Origin of the sequence: Pseudomonas sp. ADAK7 (assembly GCF_012935675.1) — a bacterium.
Classification (GTDB): domain Bacteria; phylum Pseudomonadota; class Gammaproteobacteria; order Pseudomonadales; family Pseudomonadaceae; genus Aquipseudomonas.
The window spans coordinates 7,066,320-7,084,412 of the sequence record NZ_CP052861.1 but is presented as its reverse complement, the minus strand read 5'-3'; the positions used below and the strand labels follow the sequence as shown (position 1 = coordinate 7,084,412).

Sequence of the window (18,093 nt, the reverse complement as noted above, 5' to 3'; positions counted from 1 at the left end):
ATGGATAACAGACATTCAAGGAAGCGCCCTGCGCAGCCGGCATTGGCAAATTGCCTGATCGCAGTGGCATTGATGATGGCGTTGACGGCCTGTGGCGTCACCGACCGTGTCAGCAAGCGGGTCGACGATACGTGGGCCGGCGACATGCTGTTCGACGATAACGAGAAAGTCATCCTGACGTCGGATGGCGGCAATCAGCTCAATCCCGATGAGTCCGGCAAACCGCTGTCCGTAGTGATTCGCGTGTATCAGCTGACGTCGCTGGAGCGCTTTTCGTCGATCGACGCCGACACGCTGTGGGACGACCCGCAAAAGGCCCTCGGCAATACGCTGCTCGAAAACCGTGAAATCACCTTGCTGCCGGGCATGGGGCAGGTCGACAAGTGGCCGTTGAACAAGGCCGCGGGCTACGTCGGCGTTGCCGCGTTTTTCCGCTCGGATGAAAACAGCCGCTGGAAGGTTGCGTTTGACGCCAACTCGCTGCGCAAGGATGGCATCTGGTTTTCCGCCGATGGCCTGCGGGTGTTGGTGGACAACAACACCGTTTCCGCCGTGAACGGTGTCGATGTCTTGAACAAACCCAAGACTCAGGAGCAGCTCGCCCAAGCCTCTGCCCTGCCCGACCCGTCAGCGAAGCCAACCCTCACCCAGCGTGTGCAGAACGCGGCCGTGCAAAAGGCTGAAGACACGGCGACCAGCTCCGCGCAAAAAGCCACCGAGTCAAAATTCAACTCTCTATTGGAAGGCGTTCATGAGTAAGCAAAGCCGGGTGATGTGGTCGGAAGGCATGTTCCTTTTGCCACAACATTTCCAATATCAGGATGAGTTCCATCAGCATCAGCTGGCAGAGTCGACGCTGCGCAACACGCCTTTCCATTGGGGTGTGCAAATGCTGCAGGTCGATGAAGAGGCGCTCGCAACCGGCTCTTTGCAGCTGAAACGGTTGAAACTGGTGTTTCCCGACGGCAGCCTGTACGACGCGCCTCAGCATGACCCGCTGCCGGCAGCGCGTGACTTGAAGGACTTGCTCAAGGGCAACGACCTGAAGGTCTACGCCGCGCTGAAACTGCCTGAGCCTTTCGGCATGAATTACGTCGAAGACGGCCAGGAACAAAAAAGCGCACGGCGGTTTCGCAAACAGTTCGACACCTTGCCGGACCTCAACGAAGGCGACCTCGAGAACGAAATCACCAGCCTGCGCCTGAACGTGGTGATGCTGATCGACGGCGATAACCTGGATGGCTACAGCCACTGCCCGATCGCCCGGCTGTCACGCAACAACATCGGCGGCTTCAACCTCGATGCACACTTCGTGCACCCGACCTTGCATGTCGGCACTCACGAGACCCTGACCGGTCTGGGCAAGCGATTGCTCGGCGCGCTGCAATCCAAAAGCAAGGCGCTGTCGGGTCGTCGTCGCGAACGCGCGGACCAGATTGCCGAGTTCGGCTCCAGCGACGTGACCTTGTTCTGGCTGTTGAACACGGTGAACCGTGCGCACCCGGGCCTGGCGCACCTGCTCGCCCACCCGCGCCTGCACCCCGAGCGCTTGTATCTGTTTCTGGCGGAACTCGCGGGCGGCTTGCTGACGTTTTCGCTGGACACGCAACTCAACGACATCCCCGAGTATGACCATCACGACCCGGCGGCCTCGCTGGTCAAGCTCGATGAAATGATTCGTGTACTGCTCGACAACGTCGTGCCTAACCAGTGCGTGATGATCAACCTGACCCAGACCAAGCCTTCGTACTGGCAGGGACAGCTGCTCGATCCGCGCCTGGCCGAGGCGGATTTCTATATTTCGGTGCACGCCGACATGCCCGGTTCCAGCCTGCTGGAACTGGTGCCGCGCGCGTTCAAGGTCGGCTCGCCGGAAGACATTGAAGTCGTGGTCAACAGCGCCATGCCCGGCGTCACGCTCAATCACTCGACCCGCTTACCCAACGCGATTCCGGTGCGACTGGACAATCACTACTTCTCCATCGAGCCCCATGGCCGGGTGTATGAACGCATGATGAGTGCCCAGGCCATCTCTTTTTACGCACCCAGCGCCTTTACCAATCTCAAGCTTGAACTGATGGCGGTACTCAAATGAACGAAGCCGTAATGCAAGGCGCCGTGGCGGCCGCAACTGAAAAACCGGTGTTGAAAGACCTGGTGCAAGACTTCATCAGCATGGCGCTGATCGTGCGCAAAGGCCGTCAAGTGACCTCGGTCACCGCTTTTGAGGCGAGCATCGATGCCTTCTTCTCGACACTGGAACGCGAAGCCCGTAACGCCAACTACAGCGTTGAACAGGTGAAGGACACGCAATACGCCCTGTGTGCGTTCCTCGACGAAAGCGTGTTGCGCTCCGGGGAAAACGATCTGCGTCGTCACTTCGAACTGCAGCCGTTGCAGTTCCGCTATTTCGGCGTGCACCTGGCGGGCGAAGGCTTTTTCGAGAAAATCGATTCGTTGCGCAGTGACGTCAAGCAAAACCTGGATGTGCTTGAGGTCTATCACCTGTGTCTGGCGCTGGGTTTCGAAGGCAAATTCAGCCTCGGCCAAAAAGACCAATTGCGTTATCTGGCCAACACCCTGGGCCAGGACATCGCGCGATACCGCAAGACGCCCAAGGCGCTCTCGCCGGATTGGGCATTGCCCGACCAGGTCTCGCAGATGCTGCGCCATGAAGTTCCCGTTTGGCTCTATCTGGCGCTCATTGCGCTGGTCTGCGTGGGTGTTTACCTGACGCTGGACTGGCTGTTGGCCAAGGACGTAGCCGCATTGTCCGAACAAATCAGCCAGCTGTTCAGTGCCTGAGCACACCTCAGGTAATCGAGTCAGGAAGACATGAAGACATTATTGCGTTTGTTGAAAAGCTTTTGGTTTGTCATCCCCGTGCTGTGGCTGGCGAGCCTGGCGGTTGGCTGGTTCGCGGCACCGCACGTGAACTGGTTGCGTGGTTACACGCTGGAGGCGATGGCGATCATCAGCGCCTTCTATTTGCTGATCATTGTGCTGCGTCAGTACAAGCGGATCCGCGCTGAGCACAACCTTGAGAACCTGGTGCAGATCGAGGTCGATCGATCGCTTAAATCCACCGGTGAATTCCGCGACCAGCAAGTGCTGCGCGAACGGCTCAAGCACGCCATCGCGATGCTGCGCACCGACCGCTCGGCCGGTGGTGGCGGCTCGTCGGCGCTGTATGACTTGCCGTGGTACCTGGTCATCGGCATGTCCGGTGCCGGCAAAACCTCATTACTGACGCGTTCCGGCCTGTCCGCGAGCATCGCCAACAGCGCCAATGACACACAAAGCGGTACGCAACATTGCGACTGGTACTTCAGCCCTGAGGCCGTGATGATCGACACGGCCGGTCGCTACCTGCGGGACGACCAGTCGGCCAGCGAATTCGCCGCGTTCCTGCGGATGCTGAAAAAACAACGTAACAAAGCCGCCGTCAACGGCCTGGTGCTGGTGGTGAGCCTGCCTGAACTGCTGGCCGCCAGCGCCACCGAGCGCAACGAGCTCGCCGCGCAACTGGTGTCACGCATCGAGGAATACACCGACTGCCTGGACGCCAACCCGCCGATCTACCTGATGTTGAGCAAGACCGATCAACTGCCGGGGTTCAGCCAGGCTTTTGAAGGCCTGGACCTGAACGAACGTCAGCAACCGCTGGGCATGACCTTCGGTTTGTCGGAAATCCGCAACCAGGGTTTGCGCCCGGTGCTGGATGCCAAGCTGGCCAACCTGCACAGTCATATTCGCCGTCACGTCGACGCGCAGATGATTGCGTTGGGCGCCGATGCCAACAGCGCGCTGCTGAACTTCCCGAACTATTTTTCGGAATTGTCGGTGGTGCTTGAGCAATTTCTCCAGCACTTCGCCCAGACCGGTCATTCGGGTACGCAACTGTTGCTGCGTGGCCTGTATTTCACCAGTGCCCTGCAGACCGATCAGCAACTGAGCCAGGTGTATGAAGATGATCTGGCCGAGTCGTTTTCGCTGCTGCCGGAAGTCGAGCACGAAAAGCACACGCCAAGCAGCGGCAAGAAAATCAGTGACCGCAGCTATTTCATTACCGATACGTTCCGCCGTGTGATTTTCCCGGACCGCGACCTGACGCTTTACCAGTCGCGTTCCGGACACAACAAATCCTTCAGCCCGGCCGTGCTGGGCGTGGCCGTGCTCGCCGCACTGGTGTTCATTGGCTGGCAAACCCTGTCCTTCCAGAACAACCGTCAGTGGCTGGCCGCATTGCGCGAGCAACTCAACGAGCTGCAGCAATCACCGGAGCGCGCCGAGTTGCTGGCCTCGGGCCAAGGCCTGGAATTGCTCCGCGATCAACTCGCCGCCATCGAGAAGTACCGTGCCAAAGGCGTACCACTGCAACTCAGCGCTGGCCTCTATCGGGGTGACGACATCTACCGCGTCGCACAGACTGCTTATTTGCAGCAGTTGCGTACTCAGGCGCTCGAACCGATCACCCTGCAACTTCAATTGCAGATGCGCGCCTTCAATGAGTTCGCAAAAACCATGGACCCGCAAAACAGCTTCGCGGCGGCGCCCGCCAAGGCCGGCAGTCCGTCAGCCAAGGCTCGCGCGCAAGGGCTGAAACTGCCGACCCGCTTGAGCAGCGTTCCGCGCAGCGCCGGTGATGTCACCAGTCGTTTGAGCGCTGCGGCCAAGGGTTCCGCGAACAAGGCTCGCAGGGATGCGTTGACCGCACTGCGTAATCCGGCCACGGCGAGCGACGCCGCAGAACTGTCGGCGACCACCGGTGGGCTCTCGTTGTCCGAGGAAATGCTCGGTCGACTGGATGAACGCCAGGTCGCCTCCATCATCGAGTCCTATAACGCGCTGAAGCTCTACTTGATGCTGACGCAACCTGAAACCCATCCTGAGCCAGAGTTCGTCGGCGCGGCGTTGCCGGTTGCCTGGGCCAACACCGCCAATACCGACAACCCGGTCAGCACTGCGGTTATTCAGGACAACTCGCCGGTCTACGTGCAACTGCTGAAAAATGGCCAGGCGCCGTCCCTGCCACGTAACGAGCAATTGATCAGCGAAACCCGCAATAGCTTGAAGTCGTTCATGATTTCCAGCTCGCTGGTGGACCGTGAATATCTGCGCCTGCAATTGGAGTCCAGCCGCCAGTTCCCGGCCGTGGGCCTGAGCGATCTGGTGCCGCTGCCTGGGCGTCAGCTGTTGTACGGCAGCGAAGCGGTGCCGGCGATTTTCACCCGTCAGGGCTGGGAACAGTTTGTGAAGCCTGAGCTGATCAAACTGCTGTCGGGCAACCTGCAAAACGAATCGGACTGGGTGCTCGATGGCGAAGGCGGCGATAGCCTGGTGCAGAAAGCCAACTTCATCCGTGAGTTCATGACGCGTTACAAACGCGACTACACCCAGGCCTGGTACACCCTGATCGACAGCGTCGGTGTTCGCCATTTCACTGACATGGCCAACGCGACCCAACAACTGTCGCTGCTCAGCGACGTGCAGAACTCGCCGGTGAAAAACCTGCTGGCAGCGGTCAACGACAACACCCAATGGGATGTGCCTGCACCGCGTGAAACGCAGCAACCGGGGATCAAGCGCGATGACGGTTTCTGGGGCAAGGTCACGGGGATTTTCGATGGGCAGGACACCTCGCCCAATGCGCTGATTTCGCCGTTGCCTGCGGTGGACGACGGCAGCCTGGCCAAGCGCTTCGAGCCGGTGTCACGAGTCTTCGCCGTGCAAAACGCCGAGGGCGCCGACAGCACGATCATGGATCGCTACCTGGCGGCGTTGCGCAAACTCAAAGTGAGGATGAACAACATCCAGCGCTCCCAAGACGTCGGCAAAAGCAGCAAGCAACTGATCAGCGAAACCCTGGAAGGTCAGCCGAGCGAAGTCACCAGCGTGCGCAACTACGTGGAGACCACCGTCGACACCAGTCAGGGCGGCCTGTCGACTTCGTTGCAAGGCCTGTTCAGTTTGCCGATTCAGTTCGCCTGGGAAACCCTGCGCGATCCGGCCGGCGAGCAGATCGCCAAGGCCTGGGCACAACAGATCGCCAAGCCTTGGGAACAAGTCATGGCGCACCGTTACCCGATTGCGGCAGGCAGTCGCAATGAAGCCTCGGTCAAGGACCTGCAGCGTTTCGTCGACCCGGAATCCGGCTTGCTGCCGAACTTCAAGCGCAACGAAATCGGCAATCTGTCCGGGGGCGAAGGCCTCGGCATGAGCAGCGCCAGCAAAGCAACGCCGTTGGTCAATCCGAACATGGTCAACAGCATCGACAAGGCCAGCTCACTGGGCCAGGTCATTACCAGCCTGTCGGACCGGGAAAACGGTTTTGAGATCATGCTGGAGCCAGCGGCCTGGTTCACCGACATCATCTTCACCCTGGACGGTCAGGTGCAGCACTATCGCAACGGCAAGACCAGCTGGAGCCGCTTCTCCTGGCCGGGCACCACCACCGCACCGGGTGCGCGCATGGACGTGATCACGCTGAGCGGCGAACGCATCACGGTGTTCGACTACCCCGGTCGCTGGGGCCTGTTGCGCATGAATGACAGCGCCCGCGTCAGCGATCTGGATGGTATCCAGCAACGTTTCAGCTGGAACACCGCCAGTGGCCAGGTCAGCCTCGCCGTGCGCAACTACGGTGGCGTCAAGCTGACCGACCTGGCGAACGTCAAGGCACTGAGTGCACTCAACGCCAGCGGCGGACGGGTCCAGTGAGCACGCTCGCCTTGAATCAGGGACACGGCCAATGATTGGCTGTTTCGGAAAAGTGCCCGCGAGCCCGGACTTCGTCAGCCTGCACGGTGCAGCCGACGACGTCTGCGAGTTCGATGCCTGGCTGCAAGGCGCATTGGCCGCCCTGCAGCCTCTTGAGGACTGGCGAGAGTTGTTCGACACGTTACCGGTGTGCTTTTTCAGCTACCGCGCACGCAGTGGCAACTGGCTGGTCGGCGGCTTGATCAGCTCGAGGGATTCCAGCCAGCGGCGTTATCCGTTTTTCATTTTTCAAACGGTCAAAGCCAGCGACTCCGGGACGTTGGTCAATCCTTTCACCCTGAGCGAACTGTTCAGCGGGCAGATCAGGCCGTTGCTGCACATGGCCGCCCAGGGCGAAAGTACGTCCGTGCTGTTCGACCGAATCAAGGCCTTGCGCCCGTTGCAAGGTCAGGATTTCGAGTTGTTCCGGCGCGTGCATGACAAGTTCCTGGTGAACTTCAACCTGCGCGACATTGCCACCGCGCTGGAAGGCGCCTACCCGGAATTTGTCACCAATGCCGTACTAACCCGGCTGCTGGCGTTCAAAAGCCATCTGCATCAGCCAACGCCGATGGGGATTTCCCTGCCCTTGCCGGCGGAAAGAGGTTTGAAAAATCCGACCGCCGATTTGTGGATCACCTGGTTGGCGCGAATGACCGCCGGCAGCGGCGTGCCGCAGGTCAGTCTGTTGGCAGACGACTTTATGCGCCCCCGGCTGATCTGCTTCCCGTCACGAAACAACAGCGATGCCTATCGTGTGCTGACCGGTAGCGCAAACCGCTTGCAGAGCCATGACGTGCTGGCGTCATTCGATGCATTTGATGAGCACCACCCGAAACACGCCTTTCCCGAAATCGACCGCCCTCTTGATGACGTTATCGACCGTTTTGTCGACGCGCTGGATTTGAAGTCCGTATGAACAAGATCAAGTATTACTTCTTGCGCTTCCAACCCTACATTCTGGGGGTTTGCTTTTTCCTCACCATTTTCGTGGTGTGGAGCATTGGTCGTGCGTTTGACTTCAGCTCGCTGAACAGCCTGCTGACCGGCATCGGCGTGTTCCTGCTGCTCTCGGCTGGTTACGTGCTGCTGCTTTATCGGGGCGTGTCGCGTCACCACAACCTTGAAGGGCTGCTGCGCGACGACGCCGATCAAGCGGTGCTCAACGCCAGCCCGGCGGACCGCGAAGAAGTCAGCCTGTTGCGCGAGCGCCTGTTGCAGAGCATCGAGCGGCTGCACAACAACAAGCCGCGGGGCAGCAATCCCAAGGATGCGCTGTATGCCCTGCCCTGGTACCTGGTGATCGGCCAGCCGGCTGCCGGCAAAAGTACAATGCTCTATCAATCGGGCCTCAACTTCCCGTATGCGGAGCGTGAAGGTGCGCGTGTCGCCGGCCTGGGCGGCACCCGCAACTGCGACTGGTTTTTCAGTTCCGAAGCCGTCCTGCTGGATACCGCCGGTCGCTACATGAACAACCAGGAAGAGGCCGGCAAATGGCGGGCCTTCCTGCAACTGTTGCGTCAGCACCGCCAGCGTCGGCCGCTCAACGGCTTGATCGTTACCGTCAGCATTCACGACATTCTGCAAACGTCGCTCGAAGACCAGGAGCGTATTGCCAAGCGGCTGCGCGAACGCATCCAGGAAACCCATGCGCTGCTGGAAGTGCGCCTGCCGGTCTATCTGGTGTTCACCAAGTGTGACCTGGTGCCGGGTTTTGCCCCGTTCTATCGCCAACTGGATGACGTTGCCCGCGGCGAAGTCATGGGCAAGACGTTTTCCCATAAGGGGTACGAACAGGCCGACTGGGGCCGGCAATTCGGCGTGGCGATGGACGAGTTGGTCAGCTATTGGCAGCAAGTGGCGAGTCAACAACTGGTCATGCAGGACATTCAGATCACCCGCCAGGATTCAGCGGTATATCGCTTTCCGCTGGAACTGGCGGCGCTGAAGCCGAGACTGCAGTTGTTCGTCGATGCGCTGTTGCGCGCCAACCCGTACCAAAAGGCCGAACTGCTGCGCGGCTTCTATTTCACCAGTGCTCTCGACGCCGACCAGCCGGAAATGGGTGGGCACACGCGCCAGGTCACCGAGCGTTTCTCACTGGACAGTGATCAAGAGATCGCCGGCGGCGATGCGCAACCGCGTCCGCTGTTCATCAACAGCCTGTTCCGCAAAGTCATCATTCCCGACCAGCATCTGGTGGCGCTGTACACCACCAACCATCGCGAACGTCGGCGCAAGGCGGCGTGGATTGGTGGTGCCGGGCTGGTCGCGGTGCTGCTGTGCAGCTTGCTGGGCTGGTCCTATGTGAACAACAAAAACACCGTGCAGACTATTTCCACGGAACTGGCCCAGGCGGCCAAAGCCGACGCTTCGGCGACAGGGCAATACACCGACTGGCAAACGCTGGATCGCATGCGCTTCTGGACCGCCCATTACTACGCGCAGCACCACGATGAAGGTGTGCCGATGCGCATGCGCCTGGGGCTTTACCAAGGCTACAAAGTCGAGCCGCTGGTGCGCAGTCAGTATTTCAGCCGGCTGGAAAGCGTGATGCTCAAGCCGACCGCCGACAACCTGACCCGCTCGCTGTACCTGTTGACCACCCTCAAGGTGTATCAGCGCAACAGCAACGAACTGCTGCCCGTGACCGGCGTGGACAGTGTCGAACCCAAGGCGCTGCCTGGCGACAACCGGGCACAGTCCATCGCGGCGTTCGGCAAGACCACGCTGGACACCTACGTCATGCTCTCGCGTGCCCAGCGCGAAAAGGCTGATCCGGCGATCCTGAAAGCGAAAATGCCAGATTACTGGTACCCGGCGATTGCCCGCCAGACCGGTAAAACCATCGGTGCTTCGAATGACGGTTCGGCCTCGAATCAGGATTACGAGTTTGCCAGCCGGCAGATCAATTTCTACAGCGACCAGATCCACGAGGAAGACGTGCCTCGGATCCTCGATAACGCGTTCCTGACCTCCAGTTCGCGTAACTACATCAACAGTTTGCTCACGCAATCCTTGCGCTCGATCGAGACCATCACCCTGGAATCGGACACCTTGTTCGCCTTTGGCCGTGCCGACTTCCAGAGCCTGAAAACCGAAGGTCAGGGCCAGTTGAGCGCTATCGCCGGCAAGCTGTTGAACACGCCTGACATCGGCAAAATCATCATCTCCGGGCACGCCGATCAACTGGGCGACCCACAGGGCAACCTGCAGGTTTCCCGGCAGCGCGCACAAACCATCAAGACCTACCTGGTGGGCAAAGGCGTGCCGGGTGAACTGGTGGAAGCCGTCGGCGAAGGCAGCACCAAGCCCTTGGTCAAATGCAACACGCAGCAACCAAGAGCCCAACTTATTCAGTGCCTGGAACCTAACCGGCGCGTGGAAATCGAAGTACGGGCGCTCAACTGAGACGGCCGCGCTTCTGAAGGGAAACCGCCGCCTGGGCCCGCTTGAAGTTCGGCCCAGGCCGGTAAGACACCTCTCTTGATCGTTCAAAGAGGTTAAAAACGAAGGGTTCGTGATCTGTCCGCAGGTTGTTACAGCCCTTTAAATGAAGGTAAGGAGAAATGAAAAATGGCATTTGACGCATACATTCAGATCGAAGGCATTCCAGGTGAAGTGCTCGACGACAAGCACAAGGACTGGATCGAAGTGCTGGGCTACGAGTACGGCGCAACTCAGGCGACTTCCGCAACTGCAAGCTCCTCGGGCGGTGCTTCGTCGGAGCGTGTGTCGTTGAGCGATTTCAGCATCCGCAAAGCCGTTGACAAGGCTTCTGCCAAGCTGTTCGAAGCCTGCTGCAAAGGCACCCACATCGCCAAGATCCAGCTGAACGTCAACCGCGCGGGCGGTGACAAGGTCACTTACCTGACCATCAACCTGGAAGAAGTCGTGGTCTCCTCCGTCAAGGCCGTTGCTGGCGGCAGTCAGGGCGGTGAAGACAAAGCGGTCAGCGATCTGCCGATCGAAGAAATCAGCTTCAACTTCGCGCGCATCAAGACTACCTACACCCAACAAAGCCGTGCCGATGGCCAGGGTGGCGGTAACGTCACCGGTGGTTGGGATCGCACGGCGAACAAAGTTTTCGCTTAAGCCCGTAGCGATAGCGGACCGCGCACGCGGTCCGTATTCAGCACCGTGCTTGCCAAACAGGCGCGGTGTTCTTTTATTTTGATCAGAGTTGCCTATGTCTGAATTTCTCAACGACCTTTCGCTGGCCGAACTGACAGCGCCCATCAATGAGGGGAGCGGTGAAGACTTGAGCTTTTCCACCTTGTTCGATCAGGTGAAGGAAGCTCGTCGAGCAGACCCCGATTACCTTACCCAGGGTGACTGGCAAACCGATCTCAAGGCTTCCGATTGGGATCTGACCATTACCTTGGCGGCACAAGGCCTGGCTCGACAGAGCAAAGACTTGATGCTGGTCGCCTGGCTCAGTGAAGGCCTGGCGCACAAGTACCATTTTGTTGGTATTACCTTCGGCCTGACGCTGGCCGAGCGCATTCTGCAAACCTTCTGGGCGGATCTGTTTCCCTCCTTGGAGGACGGCGTCGATGAACGTGCCGCACGCCTGGCGTGGATGAAAACCTCGCTGGCGGACATCGTCGGCGCATTGCCGATCACCCAGGGGCAATATTACGGCCTGCTTCGCTATGACGAATCCCGGCACATCGAAAACCTGGCGCTGCAAAACCCTCAGGCGATGCGGGCCGCCCTCGACGAAGGCAAGATCAACGCGGAAGTCTTCCAGCGTTCGGTGGTGCTGACCGACTCGGATCATCTGCGCCTCAAGGCCGGCGAGATAGCCGCCTGCCTGAAAGCCTGCCAGCAGCTTCAGAGCACCGCGGACAGGCTCTTTGGCCCTGAAGCGCCGAGCTTTTCTGGGCTCAATGACATTCTGTTCCGCGCAGGACAACTGGCGGAAAAACTGCTCAAGGACCGGGGCATCGAACTGACCCCGGCCCCTGTCGCGCCGGCTCCGGCCGTCCCTGAAAGCACTGGCGAACAACCCGCAGGTTCCGCAATGACCCAGCCTGAACAAAGTCTTTCAAGCACACCGCTTCGAACCACCCCGCAGACCCGCGATGAAGCGTTCACCCTGCTGGCGGGCATCGCCCAGTTCTTCAAACAGACCGAGCCCCAAAGCCCCGTCCCTTATCTGATCGAACGCGCGATCAAATGGGGCAACATGCCGCTCGAGGGCTGGCTGAACGATGTGATCAAAGACAGCAATGTGGTGGACAGCATCCGCGATGTGCTGGGGACCAAGGAAGCGAAGTCCTGACATACCCCCTTCACGCCCTGAGGCCTTTCGTCAACACCTTAGGGTTGTTAACGCCATTGATAGGTGCCGATCTCAGACCTCCTCCCTTCCCTGCTCTTAAAGATTAACGAACATCAACTAGCGCTTGAGGCAGCCCTGCTTGAGCTGTCGAACCGGGTCGAGCCACATCACCCAATCTGCTCAGGGTTTCAAAATGTTGATACTTGCGAATGTCGACTCTTCACGCGCCTGATCCAGCGAACTCATCGGCCTTGACGAGGGCATTGACTGCGTGATCGGTCGTGCTGTCACTCGCGGTTGCGTTTGCGCTACCGAGCGCTCTTCGCTGGGTGGAATTCCAAAACATTCGCGGTAGCACTTTGAGAAGTGTGGCGTCGACACAAAGCCGCATACGACCGACAACTCTACAATGGAGATCGGTGTTTGCTTGAGCAACTGACGCGCGCGGATCAGGCGCAGTTTGAGGTAATACCGCGAAGGCGAAGTATGTAGGTACTTCTGGAATAACCGCTCGAGCTGTCGACGGGACAAGTCGGCATAATTGGCCAGGTCGTCGAGATCTATAGGTTCTTCCAGATTCGCTTCCATTAGCGCGACGATTTCCTGCAACTTCGGTTGATGTGTACCCAGCATGTGCTTGAGGGGTACTCGCTGGTGATCCTGCTCATTGCGGATTCGTTCGTAGACGAACATTTCGGAGATGGCGGCTGCCAACTCATGCCCATAATCGCGACTGATCAGATGCAGCATCATGTCCATTGGCGCGGTTCCACCCGAGCTGGTGACACGGTCTCGGTCGAGGGTGAACAGACTGGGGCTGAGATTCACTCGCGGAAAAGCTTCCTGCATGGCAGCCAGAAATTCCCAGTGCACGCTGCAATCGAAACCATCAAGCAAGCCTGCCTGGGCCAACGCCCAACTGCCTGTACACACGCCCCCGATCCGTTTCGAACGCCGCGCTTGGACACGCAACCAAGTGATGTGCTCCCGGGTCACCGCGCTTTGAATACCAGTGCCACCGCAGACGATGACAGTATCAAGGATCGATGCGTTATTGATTGACGAGTCCGGAGTGATCGGCATCCCGTCGCTTGCCCATACTCGCTCGCCCCCCAAACTGAAAGTTTGCCAACGATACAGCTCCCGACCTGTCAACTGATTGGCCATTCGTAGAGGCTCTACAGCAGACGCCAGAGAGATCAGAGTGAATTGGTCCAGCAGCAAAAAACCAATGGTTTGCGTGGGCGCGGGCTTGGAGATGTCATATGCCATCGAAGTTACTCTCGCAGCGAACGGTCAGGACTTGCCGCGCAGGCCGCTTTAACCGCCCGCGGCGGCTCATGCTCTGATGAGACCGCAAGCACGTTTGTGCTGGCGACTAGGCACGTTGCGCCGATACCGCCCTCTGCGATCGCCCATGGTGACGCGTGGTCACAAGGCCGATAAAGGAAATCACCAGCGCCAGGCCGATGGTTGAAGACACCTCCAGACGGTGCTCTGGCGTCACCATCATCACCGCCAACGCCGCGCAGATGAAGGCGATGACCAACCAGGTGAGCCATGGAAACAACCACATCTTAAAGGTCAGCGTGACGTTCTGCCGACGCAGAATCCCACGCATGCGCAATTGCGAAACGGCGATCACCAGGTACACCAGCAACGCAATGGCGCCGGAACTGGCGAGCAGAAACTGGAATAAACCAGCGGGCATGAAGTAGCTGAACAAGGTCACACCGGCACCCAGTACGGTGCTGGCAATCACCGCAGCCCTCGGCACGCCCGCCGACGACGTTACCCTCAGCGGCTTCGGAGCATCACCGCGCTTGCCCAAGGAAAACAACATGCGCGAGGAAATATAGATCGACGAGTTCATGCAGCTGGCCACGGCAATCAACACCACCATATCCACCAGCAACTTGGCATGCGGAACGTTCATCAGCTCCAGTGCCCGCTGATAAGAGCCCACCGACGCCAGCAACGGATCATTCCAGGGCACCACGGAAATGACCACGAAGATGGACAGCAAATAGAACACTCCGATGCGCCAGATCACCGAGCGCGTGGCTTTGGCGATATTCTGCGCGGGGTTGCTGGATTCGGCGGCGGCAATAGTCACCGCTTCTGTCCCGATGAAGCTGAACATGATGGTGATGAACGCGCCTACCACCGCTGACAAGCCGTTGGGCGCAAACCCGCCATGTTCCTCCATGAGTCGACTCAACCCGCTGGCTTCCCGCTCGGGAATCCACCCCATCAGCACCGCAAAACCAAGGCCGATAAACCCGATGATCGCCACGACCTTGGCCATCGCAAACCAGAATTCGAACTCGCCGTATTTGGAAACACTGAACAGGTTGGTCACCACCAACAGGACGATGGACAACAAGGCAAAGAGCCAGGAGTCGATTTGGGGAAACCATTGATTCATGACATGCCCGGCCGCGAGCGCCTCGATCGGAATCACCAACACCCAAAACCACCAGTAGAGCCAGCCAATGGTGAAGCCGGCCCAACGCCCGATCGCCTGATCGGCATAGGTTGAGAAGGAACCGGTGTCGGGGTTGGCCACCGCCATTTCACCCAGCATGCGCATGACCAATACGACCAACAGGCCGGAACAAAGATAAGCCAGCAATACCGCCGGACCAGCAGCAGCGATGGCATGTCCCGACCCAACGAACAAACCTGCGCCGATAATCCCTGCGATGGAAAGCATGGTGACGTGTCGTGGCTTGAAACCCTGTGCCAACTGACCGTTCGAATCTTTAGAGTTCAGGCTATTCATTGTTTTTTTTGATCTCTGTTGATCGACATTAGAGCGTGTTGACTGAAGGGGCAGGCGATCATCATTTATCCCTGTTGCCCCTGATCGAAAGCGCCTACCTCAGCGCTTTGGAGCATTCCCCCTCTGTCATCGCAACCGCACACTGACTTGAAATGACACGCAACCTTACGCGTCCAGTCTTCCATGCGAGTAGCCTGAGCGCGCCATGTGCAAGCCTGATTTCGACATACTCCAGAGCGTATGTTCTTTGATGGAAGAAGGTTGGCTATCCACGCTCAGGTGATCGCGCGAGCGCCATCGAACTTGCGCTTGTGCGACAACCTTACGGGCTGCACATTCCGACCAGTCAGGTTACAAGCCCAAGGGCCGGACTTCTCGGATGAACTCTATAAGTAAGCGCAACCCCGTTGGCAGTTGCCGTCGGCTCGAATAGTAGATATGAAAACCATCTTCCAGCGGGGCCCATTCCGTAAGCACCAGGCGGAGCCGTCCGTCCTTCACATAAGGCTCAACAAGAGGTTCCGGGAAATACATCAAGCCAGCACCACCGAGCACCGCAATGAGGCCCGTCTCAGCTTGGTCGACCGTGACGGATGTTGGTACGGTGATCTGGAATGCCTCACCATTGCGCACCAGTTCCCACCGATAAACCCGATCATCGCCAAGACGGTTGCTGATGCATCGGTGATTCAACAGGTCATCCGGATGTTCGGGCGTACCGAACCGCTCCAGGTAACTCGGCGCCGCTGCAACAACCCAGCGAATATCAGCCGAGAGGCGCCGGCTCACCATGTCCTCGGGGACGGTACCACCGTACCGGATCCCGGCATCGAAGCCGGCGTCGGTCATATCCACCAAACGATTACTGGCAACGATATCGAGCTCAACATCGGGATACCGATCCATGAAAGCCGGAATAATAGGAGCCAGTAAAAGATTTGCCGCCTCGACGGCAGCATTGATCCTGACCCTGCCACTGGGTGTATCTCGGAACCGATTCAGCGTGTCCAGTGCGGTATCGATCGCCTCAAAAGGATCACCGATCGATTGGGCAAGCGCTTCGCCAGCTGCGGTCAAGGTCACGCTTTTCGTGGTGCGGTTGAGCAGCCGGACCCCAAGCCGACTCTCCAGGCCCTTCAACGCATGGCTCAGCGCCGATGCACTTACGCCGATCTCCACCGCGGCGCGGCTGAAGCTACGCTGGCGCGCAATGGCCAGGAAATAAATCAGATCGGCTACATCGGCGCGACTGGTCTGCATGTCGAATACGACCTCTTGGTTTAACGAGACCTACCTTGCCACAGGGTGTCATTTATCGCGCAAGCGCGGCCATGGGTTGAATAGTCATTCAGGTCCTGGCCTGCTTTTTACGGCTGATCCTGAATTTTTCTCACAAGTCCATCCTACATGCCCCTGTAACTGACTTGCGTATGCATCGTTATGCTTGATTCATCCCCGAGCATATCCGCCGGGCCGTCGATGGCTCGCTCAAACGCTTCAAGACCAGCCATATCGACCTTCTCTACCAACATCGCCCCGATCCTGATGTGCCAATCGAGGACGTGGCGGGGACGATCAAGGATCTGGTCCAGGCAGGCAAGAACAAGCACTGGGCTGTCGGAGGCGAGCGCCACGACGATCTGCCGTGCCCATGCCGTGCATCCCATTGCCGCGGTCCAGAGCGAATATGCCCTGTGGTGGCGGGAGCCCGAGACGCGGCCGGGCTGCCCCCTCCACCAAAAGCCAGTTCGATCACGGCTAGAAGGTGATCGCGCCTTTGCTGCAACCCATTCATTCATGCCGAGGAGATACCGATATGAAGCGCCTCGCCCCCATCATCGCAGGAGCCATCATCATGACAACCACGAGCACCGAAGCCCGGCAACCGAACAATGAAGGACGTCATCTTGAGCAGGTTCGCTCGGTCGCACCCGCCCTTGAACAGTACACGCAGGACCGTCTTTACAGCGACGTATGGAACCGCCCCGGCCTGAGCCGCCGCGACCGCAGCCTGGTGACCATCGCCGCGCTGATCGCGCGCGGCGAAACGCTGGAGCTGACGCAGTATGCCGATTTGGCGATCGAATCCGGCGTAAAACCGGCCGAGATATCAGAGACCATCACCCACCTCGCCTATTACTCAGGATGGGGCAAAGCCATGGCCGCAGTGGGGCCTGTCGGCCAGGTGTTCGCCAAGCACGGCATCAAAGCGGATCAGCTGGCTGCCATTCGCCCGGCCTCTTTGCCTCTCGATGAACAGGCCGAAGCCCAGCGCGCAGCACGGGTCGCCGAGCAGTTCAACAGCGTGGCGCCGGGCCTCGTGCAGTACACCACGGATTACCTCTTCCGTGATCTCTGGCTACGTCCCGATCTCAAGCCTCGCGACCGCAGCCTCATCACTGTCGCCGCCCTGATCTCCACCGGCCAGGTCGAGCAGATCACCTACCATCTCAACCGTGCAATGGACAGCGGCCTGACAGAAGAACAGGCCAGCGAAGTCATCACCCACCTGGCCTTCTACGCCGGCTGGCCGAACGCCATGTCTGCCCTGCCCGTGGCCAAGGGCGTTTTCGAACAACGACGCAGCTGATGACGGTCGTGGCAAATGCCCCAGGACAATTGCCCCATGATGCCCCGGACAGCGACGAATTCGGAACCAGAATCGAGTCGGCCCCGATAAAGCCATCGACATGCGAACCACTTTCACCCCATGACCCAGGAAACATCCCATGGCGAATAACGGAAATCGACTACTGACGGCAGTATTTATCGCGGGCACGGTATGTGGCCTCGGTACAGGTACGGCACAGGCACAGGAAGCAGCCAAGACCGTCGTACGCATTGCGGAATTGGTGATCGATCCGGCCCAGCTTGAAGCCTACAAGGTGGCCGTCAAAGAGGAGATGGAAGAATCCATCCGTACCGAGCCCGGCGTGCTCGCCATCTACTCGGTCGCGGAGAAGGACAAACCCAATAATCTGCGTTTCTTCGAGATTTACGCTAGCGAGGATGCCTATCGTGCACACATCGAATCGCCGCACTTCAAGCAATATGTTGCGCTCACACAACCAATGATTCTCTCACGCAAACTGATCGAGACACTGCCCGTCCAGCTCAGCGCCAAAGGACAGCCGCCTGACTGACCCTCGATCAGCCGGGCAACTGTTCCGAACAGCAAGCCACACAGAGCGAGCCGCATGAATGGTGCCAGGAATTGGCACCACTGCGTTATAGGCTGAGTTCCTCGGACAGAAAGACCTCA

13 protein-coding genes and 1 pseudogene are annotated in these 18,093 nt (G+C 58.8%); 11 read left to right on the top strand and 3 right to left on the bottom strand.

Annotated features, from left to right (window positions below):
• The 8 genes from tssJ to tssA all read left to right on the top strand — a co-directional run bounded on the left by tssJ (position 1) and on the right by tssA (position 12,046).
• Positions 1-759, top strand: a complete 759-nt coding sequence (tssJ, locus tag HKK53_RS32330) for a type VI secretion system lipoprotein TssJ (RefSeq protein WP_169374123.1) — start codon at positions 1-3, stop codon at positions 757-759.
• The gene (gene tssK / locus HKK53_RS32325; protein ID WP_149658798.1) at positions 752-2,095 is read left to right on the top strand and encodes a type VI secretion system baseplate subunit TssK; all 1,344 of its coding nucleotides are present in this window, start codon (positions 752-754) and stop codon (positions 2,093-2,095) included. Before tssJ ends, tssK begins: the two co-directional genes overlap by 8 nt.
• The gene (gene icmH, locus HKK53_RS32320) at positions 2,092-2,805 is read left to right on the top strand and encodes a type IVB secretion system protein IcmH/DotU (protein WP_169374122.1); all 714 of its coding nucleotides are present in this window, start codon (positions 2,092-2,094) and stop codon (positions 2,803-2,805) included. Before tssK ends, icmH begins: the two co-directional genes overlap by 4 nt.
• A 30-nt stretch (positions 2,806-2,835) precedes the next feature.
• Positions 2,836-6,720: a type VI secretion protein IcmF/TssM N-terminal domain-containing protein gene (locus tag HKK53_RS32315; RefSeq protein ID WP_169374121.1), complete on the top strand. Its 3,885-nt coding sequence runs from the start codon at positions 2,836-2,838 to the stop codon at positions 6,718-6,720.
• 31 nt (positions 6,721-6,751) lie between these two features.
• A complete protein-coding gene (tagF, locus tag HKK53_RS32310) occupies positions 6,752-7,678 on the top strand; it encodes a type VI secretion system-associated protein TagF (protein ID WP_169374120.1) in 927 nt (308 codons plus the stop codon).
• Positions 7,675-10,170 (top strand): type VI secretion system membrane subunit TssM, encoded by a 2,496-nt coding sequence (tssM, locus tag HKK53_RS32305; protein WP_169374119.1) that lies wholly within the window; start codon positions 7,675-7,677, stop codon positions 10,168-10,170. Before tagF ends, tssM begins: the two co-directional genes overlap by 4 nt.
• Positions 10,171-10,335: 165 nt before the next feature.
• Complete coding sequence (locus HKK53_RS32300; RefSeq protein WP_059404755.1) at positions 10,336-10,854, top strand: Hcp family type VI secretion system effector; 519 nt, start codon at positions 10,336-10,338, stop codon at positions 10,852-10,854.
• Between the two features lie 94 nt (positions 10,855-10,948).
• Complete coding sequence (tssA, locus tag HKK53_RS32295) at positions 10,949-12,046, top strand: type VI secretion system protein TssA (protein WP_169374118.1); 1,098 nt, start codon at positions 10,949-10,951, stop codon at positions 12,044-12,046.
• A gap of 180 nt (positions 12,047-12,226) precedes the next feature.
• On the opposite strand, the gene HKK53_RS32290 is transcribed toward tssA, so the two are convergent.
• The 3 genes from HKK53_RS32290 to HKK53_RS32280 all read right to left on the bottom strand — a co-directional run bounded on the left by HKK53_RS32290 (position 12,227) and on the right by HKK53_RS32280 (position 16,091).
• Positions 12,227-13,318 (bottom strand): GlxA family transcriptional regulator, encoded by a 1,092-nt coding sequence (locus HKK53_RS32290; protein WP_169374117.1) that lies wholly within the window; start codon positions 13,316-13,318, stop codon positions 12,227-12,229.
• 106 nt (positions 13,319-13,424) lie between these two features.
• Positions 13,425-14,831, bottom strand: coding sequence for a GABA permease (gene gabP / locus HKK53_RS32285; protein ID WP_169374116.1), 1,407 nt, complete (start codon positions 14,829-14,831; stop codon positions 13,425-13,427).
• 351 nt (positions 14,832-15,182) lie between these two features.
• Positions 15,183-16,091: a LysR family transcriptional regulator gene (locus HKK53_RS32280; protein ID WP_169374115.1), complete on the bottom strand. Its 909-nt coding sequence runs from the start codon at positions 16,089-16,091 to the stop codon at positions 15,183-15,185.
• A gap of 194 nt (positions 16,092-16,285) precedes the next feature.
• Between HKK53_RS32280 and HKK53_RS32750 the strand changes: the two are divergent.
• From HKK53_RS32750 to HKK53_RS32265, 3 genes and pseudogenes are all read left to right on the top strand, one after another.
• Positions 16,286-16,544, top strand: a pseudogene (locus HKK53_RS32750) (aldo/keto reductase); the annotation flags it as partial.
• Between the two features lie 103 nt (positions 16,545-16,647).
• Entirely contained in the window at positions 16,648-17,421 is a 774-nt protein-coding gene (locus HKK53_RS32270; RefSeq protein ID WP_169374114.1) for a carboxymuconolactone decarboxylase family protein, read from the top strand.
• 139 nt (positions 17,422-17,560) lie between these two features.
• Positions 17,561-17,974 carry a putative quinol monooxygenase gene (locus HKK53_RS32265; protein WP_169374113.1) on the top strand — a complete coding sequence of 138 codons (414 nt, stop codon included), beginning with the start codon at positions 17,561-17,563 and terminating at the stop codon, positions 17,972-17,974.
• Positions 17,975-18,093 lie beyond the last annotated feature (119 nt).

Coding starts and splice junctions, on each gene's coding strand:
- HKK53_RS32270 (WP_169374114.1), top strand. CDS start 16,648: ATGAAGCGCCTCGCCCCCATCATCGCAGGAGCCATCATCATGACAACC.
- tssM (WP_169374119.1), top strand. CDS start 7,675: ATGAACAAGATCAAGTATTACTTCTTGCGCTTCCAACCCTACATTCTG.
- gabP (WP_169374116.1), bottom strand. CDS start 14,831: ATGAATAGCCTGAACTCTAAAGATTCGAACGGTCAGTTGGCACAGGGT.
- tssA (WP_169374118.1), top strand. CDS start 10,949: ATGTCTGAATTTCTCAACGACCTTTCGCTGGCCGAACTGACAGCGCCC.
- icmH (WP_169374122.1), top strand. CDS start 2,092: ATGAACGAAGCCGTAATGCAAGGCGCCGTGGCGGCCGCAACTGAAAAA.
- HKK53_RS32290 (WP_169374117.1), bottom strand. CDS start 13,318: ATGGCATATGACATCTCCAAGCCCGCGCCCACGCAAACCATTGGTTTT.
- HKK53_RS32300 (WP_059404755.1), top strand. CDS start 10,336: ATGGCATTTGACGCATACATTCAGATCGAAGGCATTCCAGGTGAAGTG.
- HKK53_RS32265 (WP_169374113.1), top strand. CDS start 17,561: ATGGCGAATAACGGAAATCGACTACTGACGGCAGTATTTATCGCGGGC.
- HKK53_RS32315 (WP_169374121.1), top strand. CDS start 2,836: ATGAAGACATTATTGCGTTTGTTGAAAAGCTTTTGGTTTGTCATCCCC.
- tssK (WP_149658798.1), top strand. CDS start 752: ATGAGTAAGCAAAGCCGGGTGATGTGGTCGGAAGGCATGTTCCTTTTG.
- HKK53_RS32280 (WP_169374115.1), bottom strand. CDS start 16,091: ATGCAGACCAGTCGCGCCGATGTAGCCGATCTGATTTATTTCCTGGCC.
- tagF (WP_169374120.1), top strand. CDS start 6,752: ATGATTGGCTGTTTCGGAAAAGTGCCCGCGAGCCCGGACTTCGTCAGC.
- tssJ (WP_169374123.1), top strand. CDS start 1: ATGGATAACAGACATTCAAGGAAGCGCCCTGCGCAGCCGGCATTGGCA.